Genomic DNA, 19724 nt, shown 5'->3' on the forward strand with positions numbered 1-19724 from the left:
GCCGGTTGGCACGCTGACTCCCCTTTGCCGCATCGCGCCCCTGTTGCTGCCCGCCTTGCCTGATAAGGCTTGCTAGCGCTCTATCATCAGGGGCCGGTCGCAATGGGCATGAAAGAGCCTAGTGCCGATGCCAAAAATCGCCTCCTGTTAGATGTGACAGGGGCACGCCCGGGCAAAGCTGCTAGCGGGCAGTAAATTGCGGCGCAAACGATTGGAAAAAGAAAAGACGCCGCAAGGGCGTCTTTTTTGCATTTTTATGCTCGATGGGCAGCAGGGCGAGTGCCGCTTATTCCCATTCGATGGTTGCGGGCGGCTTGCCGGAGACGTCGTACACCACGCGGGAGATACCGTTGATCTCGTTGATGATGCGATTCGATACGTGACCGAGGAAGTCGTACGGCAGGTGAGCCCAGTGGGCGGTCATAAAGTCGATGGTTTCGACGGCGCGCAGGGCAATCACCCAGTCATATTTGCGGCCATCGCCCATGACGCCAACGGAGCGCACCGGCAGGAAGACGGCGAACGCCTGGCTGACCTGGTTGTAGAGGTCAGCTTTGCGCAGCTCTTCGATAAAGACTGCATCGGCGCGGCGCAGAATATCGCAGTACTCTTTCTTCACTTCGCCAAGGACGCGCACGCCCAGACCCGGGCCCGGGAACGGGTGACGGTAGAGCATGTCGTAAGGCAGACCCAGCTCGAGGCCGACGCGGCGCACTTCGTCTTTGAACAGCTCGCGCAGCGGCTCGACCAGACCCATCTTCATCTCTTCCGGCAGGCCGCCGACGTTGTGGTGAGACTTGATGACGTGGGCCTTGCCGGTCTTGCTGGCAGCGGATTCGATAACGTCCGGATAGATGGTGCCTTGCGCCAGCCACTTGGCGTTTTTCAGCTTTTTCGCTTCATCGTCAAACACTTCGACGAAGACGCGGCCGATGATCTTGCGCTTGGCTTCCGGCTCGTCAACACCGGCCAGGGCTGAGAGGAAGCGCTCTTCGGCTTCAACCTTGATGATGTTCAGACCAAAGTGGTCACCAAACATCTCCATCACCTGGGTGCCTTCGTTCAGGCGCAGCAGGCCGTTGTCGACGAAGACGCAGGTGAGGCGATCGCCGATGGCGCGGTGCACCAGCATGGCGACCACGGAGGAGTCGACCCCACCGGAGAGGCCGAGGATCACTTCATCGTCACCCACCTGCTCGCGGATGCGGGCAACGGCGTCGTCGATGATGGTGGCCGGGGTCCAGAGGCACTCGCAGCCGCAGATGTCTTTGACGAAGTGCTCCAGCATGCGGGCACCCTGACGGGTGTGGGTCACTTCCGGGTGGAACTGCACGCCGTAGAAACGCTTGGCTTCGTTGGCCATGGCCGCGTGTGGGCAGGTCGGAGTCCGGGCGATGGTGGTGAAGTCGGCCGGAATGGTGGTGACCTTGTCACCGTGGCTCATCCAGACATCCAGCAGGGCATTACCGTTGTCGGCGATGGCATCTTCGATGTTGCGCAGCAGAGCGCTACTCTTGCCAGCTTCGCCCAGCACTTCCACCTTGGCGTAACCGAATTCACGCTCGGTGGAGGATTGCACCTTGCCACCCAGCTGCTCGGCCATGGTCTGCATGCCGTAGCAGATACCGAACACAGGGACACCGGCGTTGAACACATACTCGGGGGCGCGCGGGCTGCCCGCTTCGGTGACGGACTCGGGGCCGCCGGAGAGAATGATGCCGCTCGGATTGAATTCGCGGATCTGCTCTTCGGTTACGTCCCAGGCCCACAGTTCGCAGTAAACGCCGATTTCGCGCACGCGGCGGGCGATCAGCTGGGTGTACTGGGAACCGAAGTCGAGGATAAGGATACGGTGCTGGTGAATGTCTTTAGTCATTTTATTCCTGCATCAGGCTGATGTTGTCACAAAGGGCACGGGATAAAAAAAGGGTGGAAAAACGGGGCGCAGGGCCCCGTTTTATCAGCCCATCCGATAGTTGGGGGCTTCTTTGGTAATGGTCACATCGTGGACGTGGGACTCTTTCATCCCGGCGCCGGAGATGCGCACGAATTCAGCCTTGGTGCGCATGTCGTCGATGGTGGCGCTGCCGGTCAGGCCCATGGAGGAGCGCAGGCCGCCCATCTGCTGATGGATGATCTCTTTGAGGCGACCTTTATAAGGCACGCGACCTTCGATACCTTCCGGTACCAGCTTGTCGGCGGCGTTGTCGGTCTGGAAGTAGCGGTCGCTGGAGCCTTTGGACATGGCGCCCAGAGAGCCCATGCCACGGTAGGATTTGAAGGAGCGACCCTGATAGAGCTCGATCTCGCCCGGCGCTTCTTCAGTACCGGCGAACATGGAGCCGACCATGACGCAGCTGGCGCCAGCGGCGATGGCCTTGGCGATGTCACCGGAGAAGCGGATGCCGCCGTCGGCGATAACCGGTACACCGGTGCCTTCCAGCGCATCAACGGCGTCGGAGATGGCAGTGATCTGGGGCACGCCCACGCCGGTCACGATACGGGTAGTACAGATGGAGCCCGGGCCGATACCGACCTTGACGGCGTTGACGCCGGCAGCAACCAGCGCCTTGGCGCCAGCGGCGGTCGCGACGTTGCCACCGATGATCTGCAGATCCGGATAGGCTTCGCGGGTGGCTTTGATGCGATCCAGCACGCCCTGGGAGTGGCCGTGGGAGGAGTCGATCAGCAGCACGTCAACACCGGCTTCCACCAGCGCAGCGACGCGCTCTTCGTTACGGGCACCGGCACCAACCGCAGCACCGACCCGCAGACGACCCTTGTCATCTTTACAGGCGTGGGGCTTGCGCTCGGCTTTCTGGAAATCTTTAACGGTGATCATGCCCTTGAGTTTGAAGTCGGCGTTCACCACCAGCACTTTTTCGATACGGTGCTTTTGCATCAGGGTAACCACCTCTTCACGAGGGGCCCCTTCACGCACGGTGACCAGACGATCTTTCTGGGTCATGATCTGTTCAACGGTCTGGGAGAGGTCAATCACGAAGCGCACGTCACGGCCGGTGATGATACCGACCAGCTGATTGCCGTCAGTCACCACGGGGTAACCGGCGAAGCCATTCTTGTGGCTCAGCTCCTTGATTTGGGCGATGGTCATGTCAGGGCGCACGGTGACGGGGTCAGTGACCACGCCGCTCTCGTACTTCTTGACCTTGCGCACTTCGGCAGCCTGCTGCTCGATGGACATGTTCTTGTGGATAAAGCCGATACCGCCTTCCTGGGCCAGTGCGATAGCCAGACGGGCTTCGGTCACTGTGTCCATGGCAGCGGAGATCATCGGGATGTTCAGGCTGATGGCAGAGGTCAGCTTGGTACGCAGATCGGCAGTATTGGGAAGAACTTCGGAGTGGGCGGGAACCAACAGTACATCGTCGAAGGTTAACGCTTCTTTGGCAATCCTGAGCATGGCAATATCTCACCGTTGAGGAAGTGGGGGTGTAAAATATTGCCGACGAAGTTTACTCACGGATTGGTCACTGGTAAAGAAGTTTTTTGAATTTTTTATGGCGTAGCCCTCATTTAGGAGGCCAAAACGCCAAAAAACCAAAATTATCAGTACGAAAAGCGCCATTTCGGGGCAAAAGAGTTGGCAAAGTGGTGTTTTATGCACCCTGCCCGTTTGCCAGATGCCCCTCTCAGCGCGGTCAGAATGGCTCCCCTTCTCCCTGTCAAAACCACCCGAACAGCGGAACAAAACAGCTTATTTTTCCACCACTTTTCCCGGTAAAAAACATCCGCAATCCAGAGCGAAAATCATCGATTCGGAGAGGCAGTCACGTCCCCGTTATTGCCACATTATTGCCACACTTCGGAGGCATAAAACTGCACTGTTGCACCTACGAAACGTTCTCTGCCTTGGTGGTTTCACTGGTGCAAAAATTACCCGTTTTCGTGCTGGCAAGGGCTTTCCCGATAATCCTGTTCCTTTGCATCCGACTCTTGCGTATCATGACTAACACGCTGAATTGAAATGGAATTTCATGATGGGTCGACAACTTCACCAAGGACGGGCGGCGATTACGCTGGCAGCGCTCGGGGTCGTCTACGGCGATCTGGGCACCAGCCCGCTCTATGCCCTCAAGGAGTGCTTTGCCGGCCACATCGGTTTGCAGCCGGGCCCACAGGAGGTTCTCTCCCTCATATCCCTCTTCTTCTGGACCATCATGGTGGTGGTCTCGTTCAAATATGTGCTGCTGGTGCTGAGTGCCGACGACAAGGGCGAAGGGGGTGTACTGACCCTCGCCTCGCTGGCATCGCGCCGCCTCTCGCCCCGCGCTCGCACCATTGCCATGCTGCTTGGCCTGGTCGGGGTAGGACTTTTTGCCGGGGATGCGGTGATCACTCCCGCCATCTCGGTGCTCTCTGCCGTCGAGGGGCTGGAGGTGATCGCCCCGGATCTCGCCCCCTTTGTGCTCCCCGTGACGCTGATCGTGCTGGTGATCCTCTTTGGCGCCCAGCATTACGGCACAGCGGGGATAGGCCAGCTGTTCGGCCCCATCATGCTGCTCTGGTTTGGCGTGCTGGCCCTGCTGGGAGTACTCGAAATCATCCAGAACCCGGTCATTCTGCAGGCCATCAATCCGCTCTATGCCATTGATTTTATTGTCGAGCGACCGGGTGTTGCCTTCATTACCCTGGGCGCCGTGGTGCTCTGCGTGACGGGCACGGAGGCGCTCTACGCCGACATGGGTCACTTTGGCCGCGGTGCCATCCGGCTGGCGTGGGGCTCGCTGGTGATGCCGGCCCTGCTGCTCAACTATTTCGGTCAGGGCGCACTGCTGCTGCGTAATCCCGCCGCCGTCGAGAACCCCTTTTACCTGCTCGCCCCCTCCTGGCTCACCCTGCCACTGCTGGTGCTGGCCACCATGGCGACCGTCATCGCCTCGCAGGCGGTTATCTCCGGCACCTACTCGGTGGTGCGTCAGGCGATCCTGCTCGGCTATCTGCCCCGTCAGGAGATCCGCCACACCTCCGAGCGGGAGATTGGCCAGATCTACCTGCCGCTGGTGAACTGGTTGCTGCTGGCGGGAATTGTCATCGTGATCCTCTGGTTCCAGACCTCCAGCAATCTGGCCGCCGCCTACGGTATCGCCGTCACCGGTACCATGGTGCTCACTACCCTGCTGCTGATGGTGGTAGCCGCCACGCGCTGGAAGTGGCCACGCTGGCTGATTGCGCTGGTGTGTGCGCCGCTGCTGCTGGTAGACGCCACCTTCTTTGCCGCCAACAGCACCAAGCTGCTGGCGGGCGGCTGGCTTCCCATTCTGTTTGCCCTGCTCGCCATTCTGGTGATGACTACCTGGAAGCGGGGGCGCGAGCTGGTGCTCGACAAACTGGAGAACAAGTCGTTTGCCCTGACCCGCTTTGTCGACAACATGCTTGAGCACCCGCCGCTGCGGGTGCCGGGTACAGCCGTGTTCTTGTCGCGCTCGGAGCAGGTGGTGCCCCACGCCATGCTGCACAATCTCAAACACAACAAAATCCTGCACGAACGGATCATTTTCCTCACCGTTCGCATCAAGGATGAACCCTGGCTCGCCTTTAGCGAACGGGTCCAACTCAAACAGCTCGGGGATGGTTTTTGGCAAGTGGTGGCCCATTTTGGCTACAAGGAGACCCCCGACATGGAGGAGATCTTTCAAGCCTGTGCCCAGCACGACCTTAAAGTCGCCATGAGCCAGACTTCCTTCTTCCTTTCGCACGAAAATCTGGTCAGCACCGATATTCCGGGCATGGCCCGCTGGCGAGAGGGTCTGTTTGTCTGGATGAATCGCAACGCCCTCAAGGCGACCGATTTCTTCCATATTCCGGCCAACCGGGTGGTGGAGCTGGGGGTATTGCTAGAGCTTTGACCCGCCCCACCAGCATTGTCGGGAATAGAATCAAAAGCCCTCTTGTAACAGGCAGCAGGCTGACAAGAGGGCTTTTATCACCGACGAAGCGCCGCATTGAGTGTCAATCGGTCTGCCTCTCATCAAGCCAAACCGATTAAAATGCGATTGATAATAGTTATTGTTTGCCAACTATCGAGTGAGGCAAGCTAGCGGCCTTTGCGCCGGGTCAGGCGTCTCATAACTTGCCATTTGAGTATCAATATGACGTTCAGGAAGGGAAAACGGTCATGGCATCCAACTATCTAGGATCGGAGCCAATCTCGCTGCCAATGGATAGTGCTATCGGGCCTGTCAAGCTTATCTGCCTGGCCATGGCCATTGTGCTGCACTCCGCCATCTTCTGGTTTGCCTATGATCGCGCTCCCGCACCTGTTGCCCAGCCCCTGCCGATCACCCTCTCCGCTCGCTGGGCTGGTGAAAGCACGACTGCCAAACAACCGGCCAGAAAGGCAGCGCCAACCGCAAAACCTGCGGCAAAGCAGGTTCAGCCTGCCTCCCCCAAAAAGGCGTTAAACAAGAAGGTCAGCAAACCGATCGTCAAACCGGTTGCCCATGCAGCCGCCAAACCGGCTGGAACAGCGGTAAGCCATCAATCGCAAACGCCTTCCGCGATGCCCGTGAGCCCGGTTACCGACAACAGTTCGAATACAGGCAGCAGCCACTCTACAGCTCAGGCTGGCAGTGGTAGCCAACACGCCACCACGGGCAGCAGCGCCCCCATTGCGCGAGATCCCTCCCTGCACAATCCTGAGCCCCCCTACCCCTACGAGTCGCGCAGTCAGGGGGAAGAGGGTCGGGTCATCCTCAAGGTACGGGTCAACGCCGATGGCACGGCAAGCTCGGTGGAGATCGATCAGAGCAGCGGGTATTACCGACTCGACAGGGAGGCGCGCCGCACCGTCAGCCGCTGGCGCTTTATTCCCGGCAAACAGAACAACGTGGCCGTCGCGGCCTGGGCAAGAGTCACCATCATTTTTCAGATAAGGGGTTAACCATGGATCCGGAGATTGCCAACAACGGGATGGGGCTCGCCCATCTGCTCACGCAAAACAGCGGCGTTGGCCTGTTGCCATTTGTGCTGCTGGTACTGATGTCGCTCGGCACCTGTTACTTTGCTCTGCTCAAGCTCTGGTTTGCCTGGCGCGAGCGACGCCTTGGCAAACAGTTTGTCGAGCAGTTCTGGCAGCACGAGAACGTGCAACAGATGGAGCAGCGACTGGCCAAAGAGATCCCGCAAGACGCCTATAGCCGCTTGACCAATGCGGCGCTGATAGCCATCGGCCAGCTGGAGCGAGCCGGTGCCCGCCCCCGCTCACTGGGTCTGGGATCTCCTGACGAGTATCTGCTGCGCGCCCTGCGTCAGGGGCTCGCTCAGGAGAAGATACGGCTGGAGCAGGGGCTCGCCTTTCTCGCCTCGGTGGGATCTGCCGCCCCCTTTATCGGGCTGTTTGGCACCGTCTGGGGCATCTATCACGCCCTGCTTGCCATCGGCGCCGCCGGTCAGAGCAGTCTCGACAAGGTAGCCGGCCCGGTTGGCGAGGCACTGATCATGACCGGCTTTGGTCTGGCTGTCGCCCTGCCCGCCGTGCTGGTCTACAACTTCTTCGTGCGACGCAACCGCCTGAAGATGGCTGAGCTGGATGCCTTTGCCCACGACCTGTTTGCCCTGCTGCTGACCGGTTTTGAACCGGCTGCCAGCAATGTCACCCGCCTTGCCCGGCGCTCAGCCAAAACGGGAGGCCAATAATGGCATTCGGTTCCCTGCCCGGCGATGAAGATGAGCAGCCCCTAAGCGAAATCAACATGATCCCGATGATCGATGTGATGCTGGTGCTGCTTATCGTCTTTATGATCACCGCGCCCCTGCTCACCAATGCGGTCAAACTCGATCTGCCCAAGGCGAGCAGCCAGCTCAATCAGCCCAAACCGGAGGCGATCACTCTCTCCATCGACAGCGCGGGCAAAACCTACTGGAACGAGCAGGAGGTGGATGAAACGGCGCTACTGGCCCGCATGGAGAGCGCCAGCAAAGCTCCCGGCGAGTTGCCCGAGATCCAGCTGCGCATCGACCGACGGGTCGAATATGGCACCATCGCCAACGTGATGGCAGCGGCGTCTCGCCACGGTCTGCACAAGATCGCGTTTGTCAGCCAACCGCAGAACGAATGAAAACCCTGCAAGGACGATATCGGATGCTCGGGCCGATAGAGGCTCGGCACCTGCCCCGTGCTGGGGTAAGATAGCGGCCATCGTTTTATCCCGGCCCCGCCGGGGCAGACCACAGGTACGCCTTTGAACCGATTTACCCCATCCAGTGCGGCGAGCGGCCGCGAGCAGCAGGTCTTTACCGTCACCCGCCTCAACAGCGCCGTGCGCATGATCCTGGAGCAGGATCTGGGGCTGGTGTGGCTGACCGGCGAACTCTCCAATCTGGCGATGCCAAGCTCCGGCCACTGGTACTTCTCCCTCAAGGACATGTCGGCGCAGGTGCGCTGCGCCATGTTCAAGGGCAACAACCGGCGGGTGGCCTTCCGCCCGCAGGATGGCATGCAGGTGCTGGTGCAGGCGCGGGTCTCCCTCTATGAGCCGCGCGGTGACTACCAGCTGATCATCGAGTCGATGCAGCCTGCAGGCGACGGCGTATTGGCCTTGCGTTTTGAAGAGCTCAAGCGCCGCCTCGGCGCCGAGGGGCTGTTTAACGAAAGCCGCAAGCGGCCGCTGCCCCGTGAACCGCGAGCGGTGGGCCTTGTCACCTCCGCCACCGGCGCCGCCCTGCACGATATGCTGACGGTGCTTAAACGGCGTGCGCCGGATCTGCCGGTCTTTATCTACCCGACTCAGGTGCAGGGGAGCGCCGCCATCAGCCAGATCGTCGCAGCAATCGCCAAAGCGAACCAGCGCGCCGAGGTGGATGTGCTGATCGTCGGCCGTGGCGGCGGGTCGCTTGAAGATCTCTGGTGCTTTAACGAAGAGGCGGTGGCCCGCGCCATTGCCCACTCAGCCATACCTGTGGTGAGCGCAGTGGGCCACGAGGTGGATGTCACCATCAGCGACTTTGCCGCCGACTTGCGCGCCCCTACCCCGTCGGCTGCCGCCGAGCTGGTGGCGCCGGATCAGAGCGCCCGTGCCCAGCGTCTGGTTCACCTCAAGCAGCAACTGCTGCAAGCGATGAGCCGCCAGCAGACCGCCGCCCGCCACGATTTCATCCTGCTGCAAAAACGGCTCGACCATCAGGATCCGAAGCGGCGGCTGGAGCAGCAATCCCAGCGCCTCGACGAGCTCTCCACCCGTTTGCAGCAGCTATTGCGCCAGCGGCTGCATCAGGGTGAGCGGCGCCTCGCCAACCTTGAGCTGCGCCTGCAGGGCAAGAGCCCGGAGCGCCTCTTGGCAGCTGGCAAGCGCCGCCACCAGCTGGCCGAGGAGCGACTCTATGCCCTGATTGCCAAGCGGCAAGACCTTGCCAGTCACCGCCTCGCCATGCTCACCACCCGCCTCGACGGGGTAAGCCCGCTCGCCACTCTGGGGCGCGGCTACTCCATCACCCGCACTCCACGCGGCGAAGTCATCAGCCGTGCCGATCAGGTCAACAGTGGCGATCAGCTCATCACCACCCTGGCACAAGGGAGCCTGCAGGTGCGGGTCGAGGGGATCGTCAAGGACTCTGCGCAGTAGAACGGCTGCGCCAAACCACCAGCCAGCATGCTACCCAGCTCGGCTGTTGGCCCGTTAATCAACCAAACAAAAAGGCCACCACCGCAAACACGGTGGTGGCCTTTTTTATCTCGGGTGCTGCCGCCCGCTCACCCCTTGGCGCGGCGGGCGACCAGGGTGAACTTGTAGTCATCGCTCTTGAAGAAGTTGCGACTGAACTCGAACACGGTGCCATCTTGCAAAAAGCCACGGGAGACCTTCTCGATAATGGGCTTGGCCGGGTCGATACCGAGCGCCTCCACTACCTGCGCCGAGGGGAGCACCGGAATGATCTCCTGCTCGCTGCGGTCGATCACCAGCTGCTTCACCTCTTCGATGTAGTGGTACTTCGAGCCCTGCATCACCGCGTAGCTGAGATCGGGGAAGAGAGCGAGCGGCATCCAGGTCTCCTCCAGCGTTACCGCGATCTGGCGAATAAAGCGCACCCGCTTGACGTAATAGACCAGCGCACCCTCCACCAGATTGAGCCGCTCGGCCAACTCACTGCTCGCCTTGATCACCTCGAAGGCGAGAATATCGCTGTGGGTCTCGGCCGCTGGATCGGTCACCTTCTCATAGAGGCTGGTGAGCTGATAGATGTCGTAGTTCACCTTCTCCTGCCGCACGTAGCTGCCGCTGCCCTGAATGCTCTCGATGACGTTGAGTTCGGTCAGCTGCTTGAGAGCCTGACGCACCGTAACCCGGCTCACCCCGAACTGCTCACGCAGCTCGGCTTCGGTGGGCAGGGCATCGCCGGGGGCCAGCTCCCCTTGCGCAATCCACTGCTGGATGGTGTCGGCTATCTGGCGATACATGGGTTTTTTCGACACGAAAGGCCACCTCGTCGGCTCTGCGCCATGATAAATGGAAGAGGCGCCATTCTACCCCAGTTGCTCGGCAGACAAAACGGCTCGCTCCATTTGACCTAACAAATCACCTTGGTCAAACAATACAAAAACAATACAAATAACGAATTGTATGATACCACTCACAAAAATCAGTCGGCCGGTTTGTTAGCATCGCTGTCACTTTCACCATGACGGCTTGCTGGCAAGCCAACCTGACAGAGGATCATCATGAATCTGACCAGTCTTACCGGCCCCCATCTCATCACGCTGCAAACCCGGTTTGCCGATCGGGATGCGGCCATTCATGCCCTGGCTGATCGGCTCGATCAGGCCGGCAAGCTGCACGACAAGGCCGCCTTTCTGGCCGCGGTCATGTCCCGCGAGGCGCAGGGCCCCACCGCCCTTGGCGAAGGGCTGGCGGTGCCCCACGGCAAGTGCGATGCGGTGCGTGAAGCGGCCTTTGCCGTCGCTACCCTGAGCGAGGAGCTGGGTTGGGAGGGGATCGACGGCCCCGAGCCGGTCAATCTGATCTTCATGCTGGCGATCCCGACCGATCAGGCGGGCTCCACCCATATGCAGCTGCTCACCACCCTCACCACCGCCCTGGTGGATGACGATACCCGCGAGGCGGTGCTGGCAGCCAAAAGTGCCGAGCAACTGATGGCGCTGCTCGATGGTGAAGAGGATAGCGGCAAGCAACCAGCAAAAGAAGACAAATTAGATACAAATCAACCCACAGTGGTCTGTGTCACCGCCTGTCCGGCTGGGATCGCCCACACCTATATGGCTGCCGAGTATCTGGAAAAGGCGGGACGCAAACTGGGCATTCGGGTACTGGTCGAGAAGCAGGGTGCCAACGGCATCGAGGATCGCCTGCCGCAAGAAGCGCTCGATGCTGCGGTGGCCTGCATCTTCGCCGCCGAGGTGGCCATCAAGGAGCAGGAGCGTTTCGCCGGTATCCCCCGGATCGAAACGCCGGTGGCCGAGCCCATTCGCCATGCCGAGCGGATCCTGAATGAGGCGCTGGAAGCGGCCAAGGCCGGTCGCACCGCCCCGACGCCCAACCCCAACCCCAACCAGAGCGACGCGCCAACCGGCAAGAAGGTGGGCCTCAAGACCGAGCTCAAGCAGGCGCTGCTGAGCGGCATCTCCTTTGCCGTGCCGCTGATTGTGGCGGGCGGTACCGTGCTCGCCGTCTCTGTGCTGCTGGCCCAGATCTTCGGCCTGCAACATCTGTTTGATACCGAGAACTCCTGGCTCTGGATGTACCGCAAGCTGGGCGGCGGCATGCTGGGCACCCTGATGGTGCCGGTGCTGGCGGCCTATACCGCCTATTCGCTGGCAGACAAACCGGCGCTGGGCCCGGGCTTTGCGGCGGGACTGTCTGCCAACATGATTGGCTCCGGTTTCCTCGGTGGCGTGGTCGGTGGCCTGATCGCCGGGTATCTGATGCGCTGGGTCAAGCAGCATGTGCGCCTTAGCCCCAACTTCAACGGCTTTCTCACCTTTTACCTCTATCCGGTGATCGGCACCCTGGTGGCGGGCAGCCTGATGCTGTTTGTCATCGGCCAGCCGGTGGCCTGGCTCAACAACAGCCTCACCGAGTGGCTCAACGGCCTCTCCGGCACCAATGCGCTGGTACTGGGCGCCCTGCTCGGCTTTATGTGCTCGTTTGATCTGGGTGGCCCGGTCAACAAGGCGGCCTACGCCTTCTGCCTCGGCGCCATGGCCAACGGGGTCTACGGCCCCTACGCCATCTTCGGCGCGGTCAAGATGGTCTCGGCCTTTACCGTCACCGCCTCCACCCTGCTGGCGCCACGCCTGTTCCAGACCTTCGAGATCGAGACCGGCAAGTCGACCTGGCTGCTGGGGCTGGCAGGGATCACAGAGGGTGCCATTCCGATGGCCATCGAAGATCCGATCCGGGTGATCGGCTCCTTCCTCGCAGGCTCGGTGGTCACCGGCGCCATGGTGGGTGCCATGGGGATTGGTCTCTCCACCCCGGGGGCCGGCATCTTCTCCCTCTTCCTGCTCCACGATGGCGGCCATGGCGCCCTGATGGCTGCCGCCGTCTGGCTCGGTGCGGCGCTGGTGGGCACCCTTATCTCCACTGTGGTGCTGATCGGCTGGCGCCGTCACGCCATGCAGCGCGGCACCTATCAGGTGGTCGCCGCAGAGTAAGGCTCATCTTCACCACCGTTTGTTCAACAGACTATTTTTCCGCACGGCAGACAAGGGCCGCCGTGCGTCAGCAAAGGATCATTGTCATGACAGTTTCACGAGTTCACATCACGCCACACATGCACTGGGATCGGGAGTGGTACTTCACCACCGAGGAGTCCCGCATCCTGCTGGTCAACAACATGGCGGAGATCCTGGCGCGGCTTGAATCCGACCCCGACTACAAGTTCTATGTGCTGGACGGCCAGACCGCGGTGCTGGAGGATTACTTCGCCATCCAGCCCGAGAACAAGGCCCGGGTGAAGGCGCTGGTGGAAGCGGGCAAACTCATCATCGGCCCCTGGTACACCCAGACCGACACCATGCAGGTGAGCGGCGAGTCCATCCTGCGCAACCTGCTCTACGGGATGCGCGACTGCCTCAGCCTTGGCGAGCCGATGAAGATCGGTTACCTGCCCGACTCGTTCGGCATGTCTTCCCAGTTGCCCCACATCTTCAACGGCTTCGGGATTGACCGTGCCATGTTCTGGCGCGGCTGCTCCGAGCGCCACGGTACCGACAAGACCGAGTTCCTGTGGCAGAGCAACGACGGCAGCGAGGTGACCGCCCAGGTACTGCCGCTCGGCTACGCCATCGGCAAGTACCTGCCGGAAGATGAGGCGGGGCTGCGCAAGCGGCTCGAATCCTACTTCGAGGTGCTGGAGAAGGCCTCGGTGACCAAGGATATCCTGCTGCCCAACGGCCACGACCAGATGCCGCTGCAACAGAACATCTTCGCCATCATCGACAAGCTGCGGGAGATCTACCCCCAGCGTGAATTCCACATGAGCCGCTTCGAGCAGGTCTTCGAGCACATCGAGGCGTGCCACGACCAACTGGCCACCCTCAAGGGGGAGTTCAACGACGGCAAATACATGCGGGTACACCGCACCATCTCCTCCACCCGGATGGACATCAAGCTGGCCCATGCCGCCATCGAGAACAAGATCGTCAACATCCTCGAACCGCTGGCGAGCATCGCCTGGGCGCTCGGCTTCGAGTACCACCACGGGCTATTGGAGAAGATGTGGAAGGAGATCATGAAGAACCACGCCCATGACAGCATCGGCTGCTGCTGCAGCGACAAGGTGCATCAGGAGGTGATGACCCGCTTCATTCTGGCCGACGACATGGCCGAGAACCTGATCCGCTTCTACATGCGCAAGATTGTCGACAACATGCCGGTGGCGCTCTGTGAAGACGGGGTACAGGTGGCTGACAAGCTCTGCCTGTTCAACCTGATGCCTTTCCCCCGTCAGGAGGTGATCAACACCAGCATCCGCATTCGCGCCCAATCCTTTGCCCTGCGCGATGAGGCGGGCCAGCCGGTCCCCTACTTCATCCGCGCCAAGCGCGAGATTGATCCAGGTCTGGTGGACAGACAGATCGTGCACTACGGCAACTACGAGCCCTTTATGGAGTACGACATCCAGCTCTGCCATCCCCTGCCGGCCATGGGCTACTGCACCCTCCATATCGAGGGCAACCAGCCGGGACTGGAGCAGCCGGTGACGGCCAGCGGCGAGCTGCTGGAGAACGATTTTTACCGCATCGCCCTCAATGACAACGGCACTTTGCAGATCCTGGACAAGCTGCGCGGCACCACCTTTGATCAGGTACTCACGCTGGAAGAGGGCTCCGATGATGGTGACGAGTATGACTACTCGCCGTCGCGGGACGAGTGGCTGCGCTACTCCACCGAGTTTGCGGTGACCCGTGAGGTCACCCATGAAGCGTGGCAGAGCATCGCCACTCTCAAACTGCGTATGGCATTGCCTGCCAACCTCGCCGAGCGGGCCAACCGCCACTGCAGCGGTCACCTCGATGTCACCTGCCGCATCACGCTGGCACATCAGAGTCCGCGCATCGACATCGAACTGGAGCTCGACAATCAGGCCGACGATCACCGGGTGCGGGTGCTGATCCCCACCCCCTTCCCGAGCGACACCGTGGTCTCCGACAACCAGTTTGGCTGCATCACCCGCCCCACTCGCGACAGCGCCATGGCGAACTGGGAAGCGGAGGGGTGGAAAGAGGCCCCCATTCCGGTCTGGCAGCTGATGAACTTCGTCGCCCTGCAAGATGGCAAACAGGGGCTGGCGGTGCTGAGCGATGGTCTGCGCGAATTTGAAGTGATCGGCGAGCAGTGCGACACCCTGGCTCTCACCCTGCTGCGCGGGGTCGGCGTACTTGGTAAAGAGGAGCTGCTGCTGCGCCCGGGTCGCCCCTCCGGCATCAAGCTGCCGACCCCGGACTCTCAGGTACGCGGCAAGCTCAGCTGCCGTTTCAGCCTGCTGGCGTTTACCGGTGATCACATCAGCGCCAACGTGATGCAGGCGGCGCGCAGTTACCTCACACCGATACGCTGCTACAACAAGATCCCGTTCGATGCCATGAAGCTCAACAAGGCGAGCTTCACCACCCCGCGCCACTTCAGCCTGCTCACCATGGATCCCTCCGGTCCGGTGCTAAGTGCCCTGAAAAAGGCCGAGGATGAAGAGGCGCTGGTGATCCGGGTCTACAACCCGAGCGAGCAGGCTGTGTTGAAGGGTGGCAAAGTGAACTGCGAACACGCCCTGAGCGACTGGCAAGCGGTGCGGATGGATGAGCAGCCCCTGCACCTTGAGCTGGCTGCTGGCGAGTTTGGCGAACTAGCGCCCTGCCACTCCCGCAGCGTGCGCTTTCGGGTGGCTCGCGGCTAACGGCAGGTATACCCACAGGTAGCAACAGGTGAGTGAGGCGCATCCCCTCCCCGCCTGTTTATCCCTTCAAGCTGCCCTATCCCGCTTGATAACGGCATAAAAAAATCCCCGCCAATTGGCGGGGATTTTTATTGGGTCCTGCTTCATCCCGCGAGCGGGAGAGCGCGCTTAGCTGGCCTTGCGCAGGATCTGCTCAAGGTAGCGGGCGAAGTCGTGACCGTGATGCTCCAGCAGTTTCGGGAACATGGAGATGGAGGTCATGCCCGGGAAGGTGTTGATCTCGTTGAGCAGGATCTCGCCCTCCTCAGTCAGGAAGAAGTCGATACGGGAGAGGTGAGTCAGTTTAAGCTGACGGAACGCTTTGAGGGCGTACTCGTGAATAGCGTCAGCCTGCGCCTGGGTCAGCCCTTCGGCACGCAGTGCGGTCTCGGTATGGCTGGCGCTGCTGTACTTCTCTTCATAGGTGTAGAACTTGTCCTGCGGCACGCAGATCTCGCCCGGATAGGTGGCCACCAGCTCGTCACCGTACTGGTAAACCGCCACTTCCAGCTCGCGCGGCTTGACCGCTTTCTCGATCAGTACCTGCTCGGAGTAACCGAAGGCATCGGCAATGCCCTTCACCAGATCCGCTTCGTTGCTGGCGGAGTAGCAGCCAACGGAAGAGCCCTGGGAGGCGGCCTTGATAAAGACCTTGCCCCACTTGGCCAGTGCCGCTTTCGCCTCAGCCAGAGCTGCATCGCCCTGTTCGGTCAGGAACAGATAAGGAGTGTTGGGGATGCCGATGGCGGAGAGCCACAGCTTGGTGGTGATCTTGTTGAAGCAGATCTTGCTCGCTTCGGCGTCACAGCCCAGATAGGGCAGGCCAGCCAGCTCGAGGAAGGATTGCAGATCGCCGGTCTCGCCCGGGTAACCGTGGATGCAGGGCACCACGTAGTCTACCGGACGGGCCACGCTGTCAAACGAGAGCAGCTTGTCGAGCCCCAGTTTGCACTCGCGACCATCGGCGCTGAGCCAGCGGTCGGCAAACATCTCGACGCGGGTCACTTCGACGCCGGGCAGGAGAGCGAGTTGTTTTTCGAGGAAATTGGCGCTGCGCAGAGAGACTTCGTGCTCGGAGCCACCGCCGCCGCACAGCAGCAAGACATGCATGTTCTTCATTAGATGTGATCCCTTGGGAGAAGCGGCTTCGTCATGACCATTCAAAAACCACCGCATTCAAAACCGGACGAAGCCAGATACGAACATAAGTGCGCGCCAGTGTAGCAAGGGAGACAAACCCTTGTCAGCTGATGGCTGCCCTGCCAGCCGCATCTTGCGGTGAAAAAGGGCGCCCTGTGTCAAAAACCGCGCAGCCCCACGGGTCAGCGAGGGGGATCGACCCGTCCCATGCCGCTGCCATTGACGCGAAACCAGCCGGCAATGCTGTAACGCTCCTGATTGGCGGGCAGCACTTCGTGGGGAAACTCTTCGGAGAGGAAGATCACCAGCCGCCCCCCTTTGGGGCTCACATCCATCAAGAACTGCTCGTCGTTGTCATAAAAGCGCAAGACGCCGCCCGCTTCGGGTTGCCAGTCGTTATTGAGGTAGAACACCGTCGTCAGGCGACGGTTGGAGCGACCGGCAAAGGCATCGCGATGGGTCGCGTAGAAGTCGCCGCAGCGATAACGGGCAAAATGTGCTTCATAGTCGAACAATCCCAGCATCAACATCCGGTTGGCAGCCAGACGCAGCGCCTCCATGCGGGCGAGATAATCGGCGACCGGCGCCCCGAGGGACGGCTCCAGCCAGTGGATCTGGTCGCGGCGGATCTCGTTGTTGCCTTGATGGAGCCCTTCACGGCCGATCCCGGCCGGTTGCCACTCCTCTGGCAGACACCCTTTGAGGGCATCCACCTCGGCGGCAGTTAAAAAATCGTCCACTATCACCCAACCTCGGGTATAGATGGCATCCATGACGGCTTGATAGTCCAAGATTGACTCGCAACATGTGGAAAAGAGAGCGCTTTTTAGCGGCTTCCCGCTAAAGGCACAAACCGGTTTGCTTCTCTTGAGAAGTCCCACCATCAATACCCGATTTGGCAGGCCGCGCCCCCCTTTTTCCGGGCCGATTGTGATCCTGCCCTCACCCGGTGCGTAATGGAGGGGAAAAGTGTGAGCCGCCCCCCATTGCATCGGTGCCCGTTAACGTAACGCCTTGCCGTTAAAAGAGCCAAGCGATACCGTAGCGACCATGGGAATAACCCCCTTTCCTCCTGCGAGCACACTGTGCAACTTATGTGCAATCAACGACATGCAATCAACAAAAGGATGATGTGATGCCTCTGCCCGACCTGATGCTGCAACAACTGGATGGCACCCCCTACCCGCTCGCCCAACTGGCCGGCAAGGTGCTCCTGGTGGTCAATGTGGCCAGCCGCTGCGGTTTTACCCCCCAATACGAGGGGCTGGAAGCCCTCTATCGCGAGCTGGGGCCCAAGGGACTGGAGATCCTGGGTTTCCCCTGCAACCAGTTCGGTCAGCAGGAGCCGGGGGATGCCGAGGAGATCGCCCGTTTCTGCTCCCTCGACTACCCGGTCACCTTCCCCATCATGGCCAAGTGCGATGTCAACGGCGAGCAGGCCCACCCGCTCTATCAGTGGCTCAAGAAGGAGAAACCGGGGCTGCTTGGGTTGGAAAACGTCAAGTGGAACTTCACCAAATTCCTGATCGACCGTGACGGTAACGTGGTGGAGCGGTTTGCTCCCACCACCAAGCCGGAGAGTCTGGTCGCACCCATCCGCGACCTGCTCTGATTGCTTTTTGCGGCACATAAAGAGCGGCCGGTGCGACAGCTACTGCGCACCGGCCGCTCTTTTGCTATATTACGCCCCCGTTATCATTTCCATATCGTGGCTGGCGCCCGCGCCGGTCATCCGCTGAGCCAAAGGCTCACCAGAGGAGTTTCTCTCGAACATGTCATTCAACGAACTGGGTCTCTCCCCGCACATCCTGCGGGCCGTCAAGGAGCTGGGTTACGAACAGCCAACCCCCATCCAGCAGCAAGCCATTCCGGCTATTCTGGCTGGTCAGGATGTCCTCGGCGGAGCCCAGACAGGCACAGGCAAGACAGCCGGTTTCACCCTGCCCATGCTGCAGCTACTGCTGGCCAACCATGGCCGCGGTCGCCGTCAGGTGCGCGCCCTGGTACTGACTCCGACCCGCGAACTGGCCGCCCAGGTGGGTGAGAGCATCATCAAATATGCCCACCATCTGCCGTTTCGTACCCTGATCGCCTACGGTGGCGTCAGCATCAAGCCCAATCTGGATGCCATCAAGCTAGGTATCGACATTCTGGTTGCCACCCCGGGTCGTCTGCTGGATCTGCTGACCCAGGGCGCATTGACCCTGAGCGAGCTGGAAGTGCTGGTGCTGGATGAAGCGGATCGCATGCTCGACATGGGCTTCATCGTCGATATTCGCCGCATCATGAAGGCACTGCCCGCCAAACGGCAGAGCCTCCTCTTCTCCGCCACCTTCTCCAGTGAAATCAAGGCACTGGCGGATGATCTGCTGAACGACCCCACCCTCATTGAGGTCGATCCCAGCAACACGGCCGCCGAGCAGGTGACCCAGCGCATCATTCAGGTCGATCGGGAGCGCCGCCGCGAGCTGCTCTCTCACATGATTGGCCGTGGCAACTGGCAGCGGGTGCTGGTGTTTGTCCGTACCAAGCAGATCGCCGATCGCCTCGCGCATCAGATGCAGAAAGATGGTCTCGACACAGTCGCCATTCACGGCGACAAGAGTCAGGGAGCCCGCAACCGGGCACTGGCCGATTTTCGCGAAGGCAAGGTGCGGGTGCTGGTGGCAACCGATATCGCCGCCCGTGGTCTTGACATCGATCAGCTGCCCCACGTGATCAACTTCGAGCTGCCGCAGATGGCGGAGGATTACATCCACCGTATCGGCCGTACCGGTCGTGCCGGTCGCGGTGGCGAGGCCATCTCGCTGGTCAGCCATGATGAGTTGGGTCAGCTCAAGGCGATCGAGGCCCTGATCGGTCAATCTCTCTCCGTGGAGATCCTCGAAGGGTATGAGCCGAGCGGCAAGCCAAGCCGCCAGACCCTGCCTGGCAGCAAGCCGGTGCAGAACCCGCCGCGCGCCCGTGGCGCAGCCAATGCCAAGGGTGGCAAGGGCAAACCGGCAGCAGGCAAAGCCAAGAGTGATGGCAGCAAGAAACCAGCCCCAGCTCGCAAGCGGGAAGTGGTAGGCGAGGATGTCGGGTTTACCCCGATGCGCCGCCTGCCCAGAGCCCAGCGCGACAGCTATCAGGATAGCGACGACGAGTAATTCGTCCCGTGCCTACGCCAGACT

At 60.8% G+C, this 19724-nt stretch carries 14 protein-coding genes; 9 read left to right on the forward strand and 5 right to left on the reverse strand.

What is annotated here, in order from left to right; all coding sequences use genetic code 11:
- Nucleotides 1-286: 286 nt before the first annotated feature.
- Nucleotides 287-1876: a glutamine-hydrolyzing GMP synthase gene (gene guaA / locus AACR93_RS13940; protein ID WP_043851047.1), complete on the reverse strand. Its 1590-nt coding sequence runs from the start codon at nt 1874-1876 to the stop codon at nt 287-289.
- Nucleotides 1877-1960: 84 nt separating this feature from the next.
- Nucleotides 1961-3424 (reverse strand): IMP dehydrogenase, encoded by a 1464-nt coding sequence (gene guaB / locus AACR93_RS13945; RefSeq protein WP_043851048.1) that lies wholly within the window; start codon nt 3422-3424, stop codon nt 1961-1963.
- A 559-nt stretch (nt 3425-3983) separates the two neighbouring features.
- Here guaB and AACR93_RS13950 point away from each other — a divergent pair.
- The 5 genes from AACR93_RS13950 to xseA all read left to right on the forward strand — a co-directional run bounded on the left by AACR93_RS13950 (nt 3984) and on the right by xseA (nt 9584).
- On the forward strand, nt 3984-5870 hold the full coding sequence (locus AACR93_RS13950) for a potassium transporter Kup (protein WP_082044113.1): 1887 nt from the start codon (nt 3984-3986) through the stop codon (nt 5868-5870).
- Nucleotides 5871-6139: 269 nt separating this feature from the next.
- A complete protein-coding gene (locus tag AACR93_RS13955) occupies nt 6140-6904 on the forward strand; it encodes an energy transducer TonB (protein WP_331428980.1) in 765 nt (254 codons plus the stop codon).
- A 2-nt stretch (nt 6905-6906) separates the two neighbouring features.
- Nucleotides 6907-7659: a MotA/TolQ/ExbB proton channel family protein gene (locus AACR93_RS13960; RefSeq protein ID WP_043851051.1), complete on the forward strand. Its 753-nt coding sequence runs from the start codon at nt 6907-6909 to the stop codon at nt 7657-7659.
- Nucleotides 7659-8081, forward strand: a complete 423-nt coding sequence (locus AACR93_RS13965; RefSeq protein ID WP_043851052.1) for an ExbD/TolR family protein — start codon at nt 7659-7661, stop codon at nt 8079-8081. Before AACR93_RS13960 ends, AACR93_RS13965 begins: the two co-directional genes overlap by 1 nt.
- Nucleotides 8082-8204: 123 nt before the next feature.
- Nucleotides 8205-9584: an exodeoxyribonuclease VII large subunit gene (gene xseA / locus AACR93_RS13970; protein ID WP_043851053.1), complete on the forward strand. Its 1380-nt coding sequence runs from the start codon at nt 8205-8207 to the stop codon at nt 9582-9584.
- Nucleotides 9585-9712: 128 nt separating this feature from the next.
- On the opposite strand, the gene AACR93_RS13975 is transcribed toward xseA, so the two are convergent.
- Complete coding sequence (locus AACR93_RS13975; protein WP_043851054.1) at nt 9713-10432, reverse strand: GntR family transcriptional regulator; 720 nt, start codon at nt 10430-10432, stop codon at nt 9713-9715.
- Nucleotides 10433-10678: 246 nt separating this feature from the next.
- On the opposite strand from AACR93_RS13975, the gene mngA reads away from it, so the two are divergent.
- Together mngA and mngB are read left to right on the forward strand one after the other, a co-directional pair.
- On the forward strand, nt 10679-12631 hold the full coding sequence (mngA, locus tag AACR93_RS13980; protein WP_043851055.1) for a PTS 2-O-a-mannosyl-D-glycerate transporter subunit IIABC: 1953 nt from the start codon (nt 10679-10681) through the stop codon (nt 12629-12631).
- 86 nt (nt 12632-12717) lie between these two features.
- On the forward strand, nt 12718-15372 hold the full coding sequence (mngB, locus tag AACR93_RS13985) for a mannosylglycerate hydrolase (RefSeq protein ID WP_043851056.1): 2655 nt from the start codon (nt 12718-12720) through the stop codon (nt 15370-15372).
- Between the two features lie 168 nt (nt 15373-15540).
- Here the strand turns inward: mngB and AACR93_RS13990 are convergent, their stop codons facing one another.
- The gene (locus AACR93_RS13990) at nt 15541-16530 is read right to left on the reverse strand and encodes a D-alanine--D-alanine ligase (protein WP_043851057.1); all 990 of its coding nucleotides are present in this window, start codon (nt 16528-16530) and stop codon (nt 15541-15543) included.
- Nucleotides 16531-16733: 203 nt separating this feature from the next.
- Nucleotides 16734-17342 carry a 2OG-Fe(II) oxygenase gene (locus tag AACR93_RS13995; RefSeq protein ID WP_043851058.1) on the reverse strand — a complete coding sequence of 203 codons (609 nt, stop codon included), beginning with the start codon at nt 17340-17342 and terminating at the stop codon, nt 16734-16736.
- A 344-nt stretch (nt 17343-17686) separates the two neighbouring features.
- On the opposite strand from AACR93_RS13995, the gene AACR93_RS14000 reads away from it, so the two are divergent.
- Nucleotides 17687-18163, forward strand: coding sequence for a glutathione peroxidase (locus AACR93_RS14000; protein WP_043851059.1), 477 nt, complete (start codon nt 17687-17689; stop codon nt 18161-18163).
- Nucleotides 18164-18323: 160 nt separating this feature from the next.
- The gene (locus tag AACR93_RS14005) at nt 18324-19700 is read left to right on the forward strand and encodes a DEAD/DEAH box helicase (RefSeq protein ID WP_043851060.1); all 1377 of its coding nucleotides are present in this window, start codon (nt 18324-18326) and stop codon (nt 19698-19700) included.
- The last annotated feature ends 24 nt before the right edge of the window (nt 19701-19724 follow it).

Source organism: Aeromonas sp. L_1B5_3, from assembly GCF_963866575.1.
GTDB classification, from domain to species: domain Bacteria; phylum Pseudomonadota; class Gammaproteobacteria; order Enterobacterales; family Aeromonadaceae; genus Aeromonas; species Aeromonas jandaei.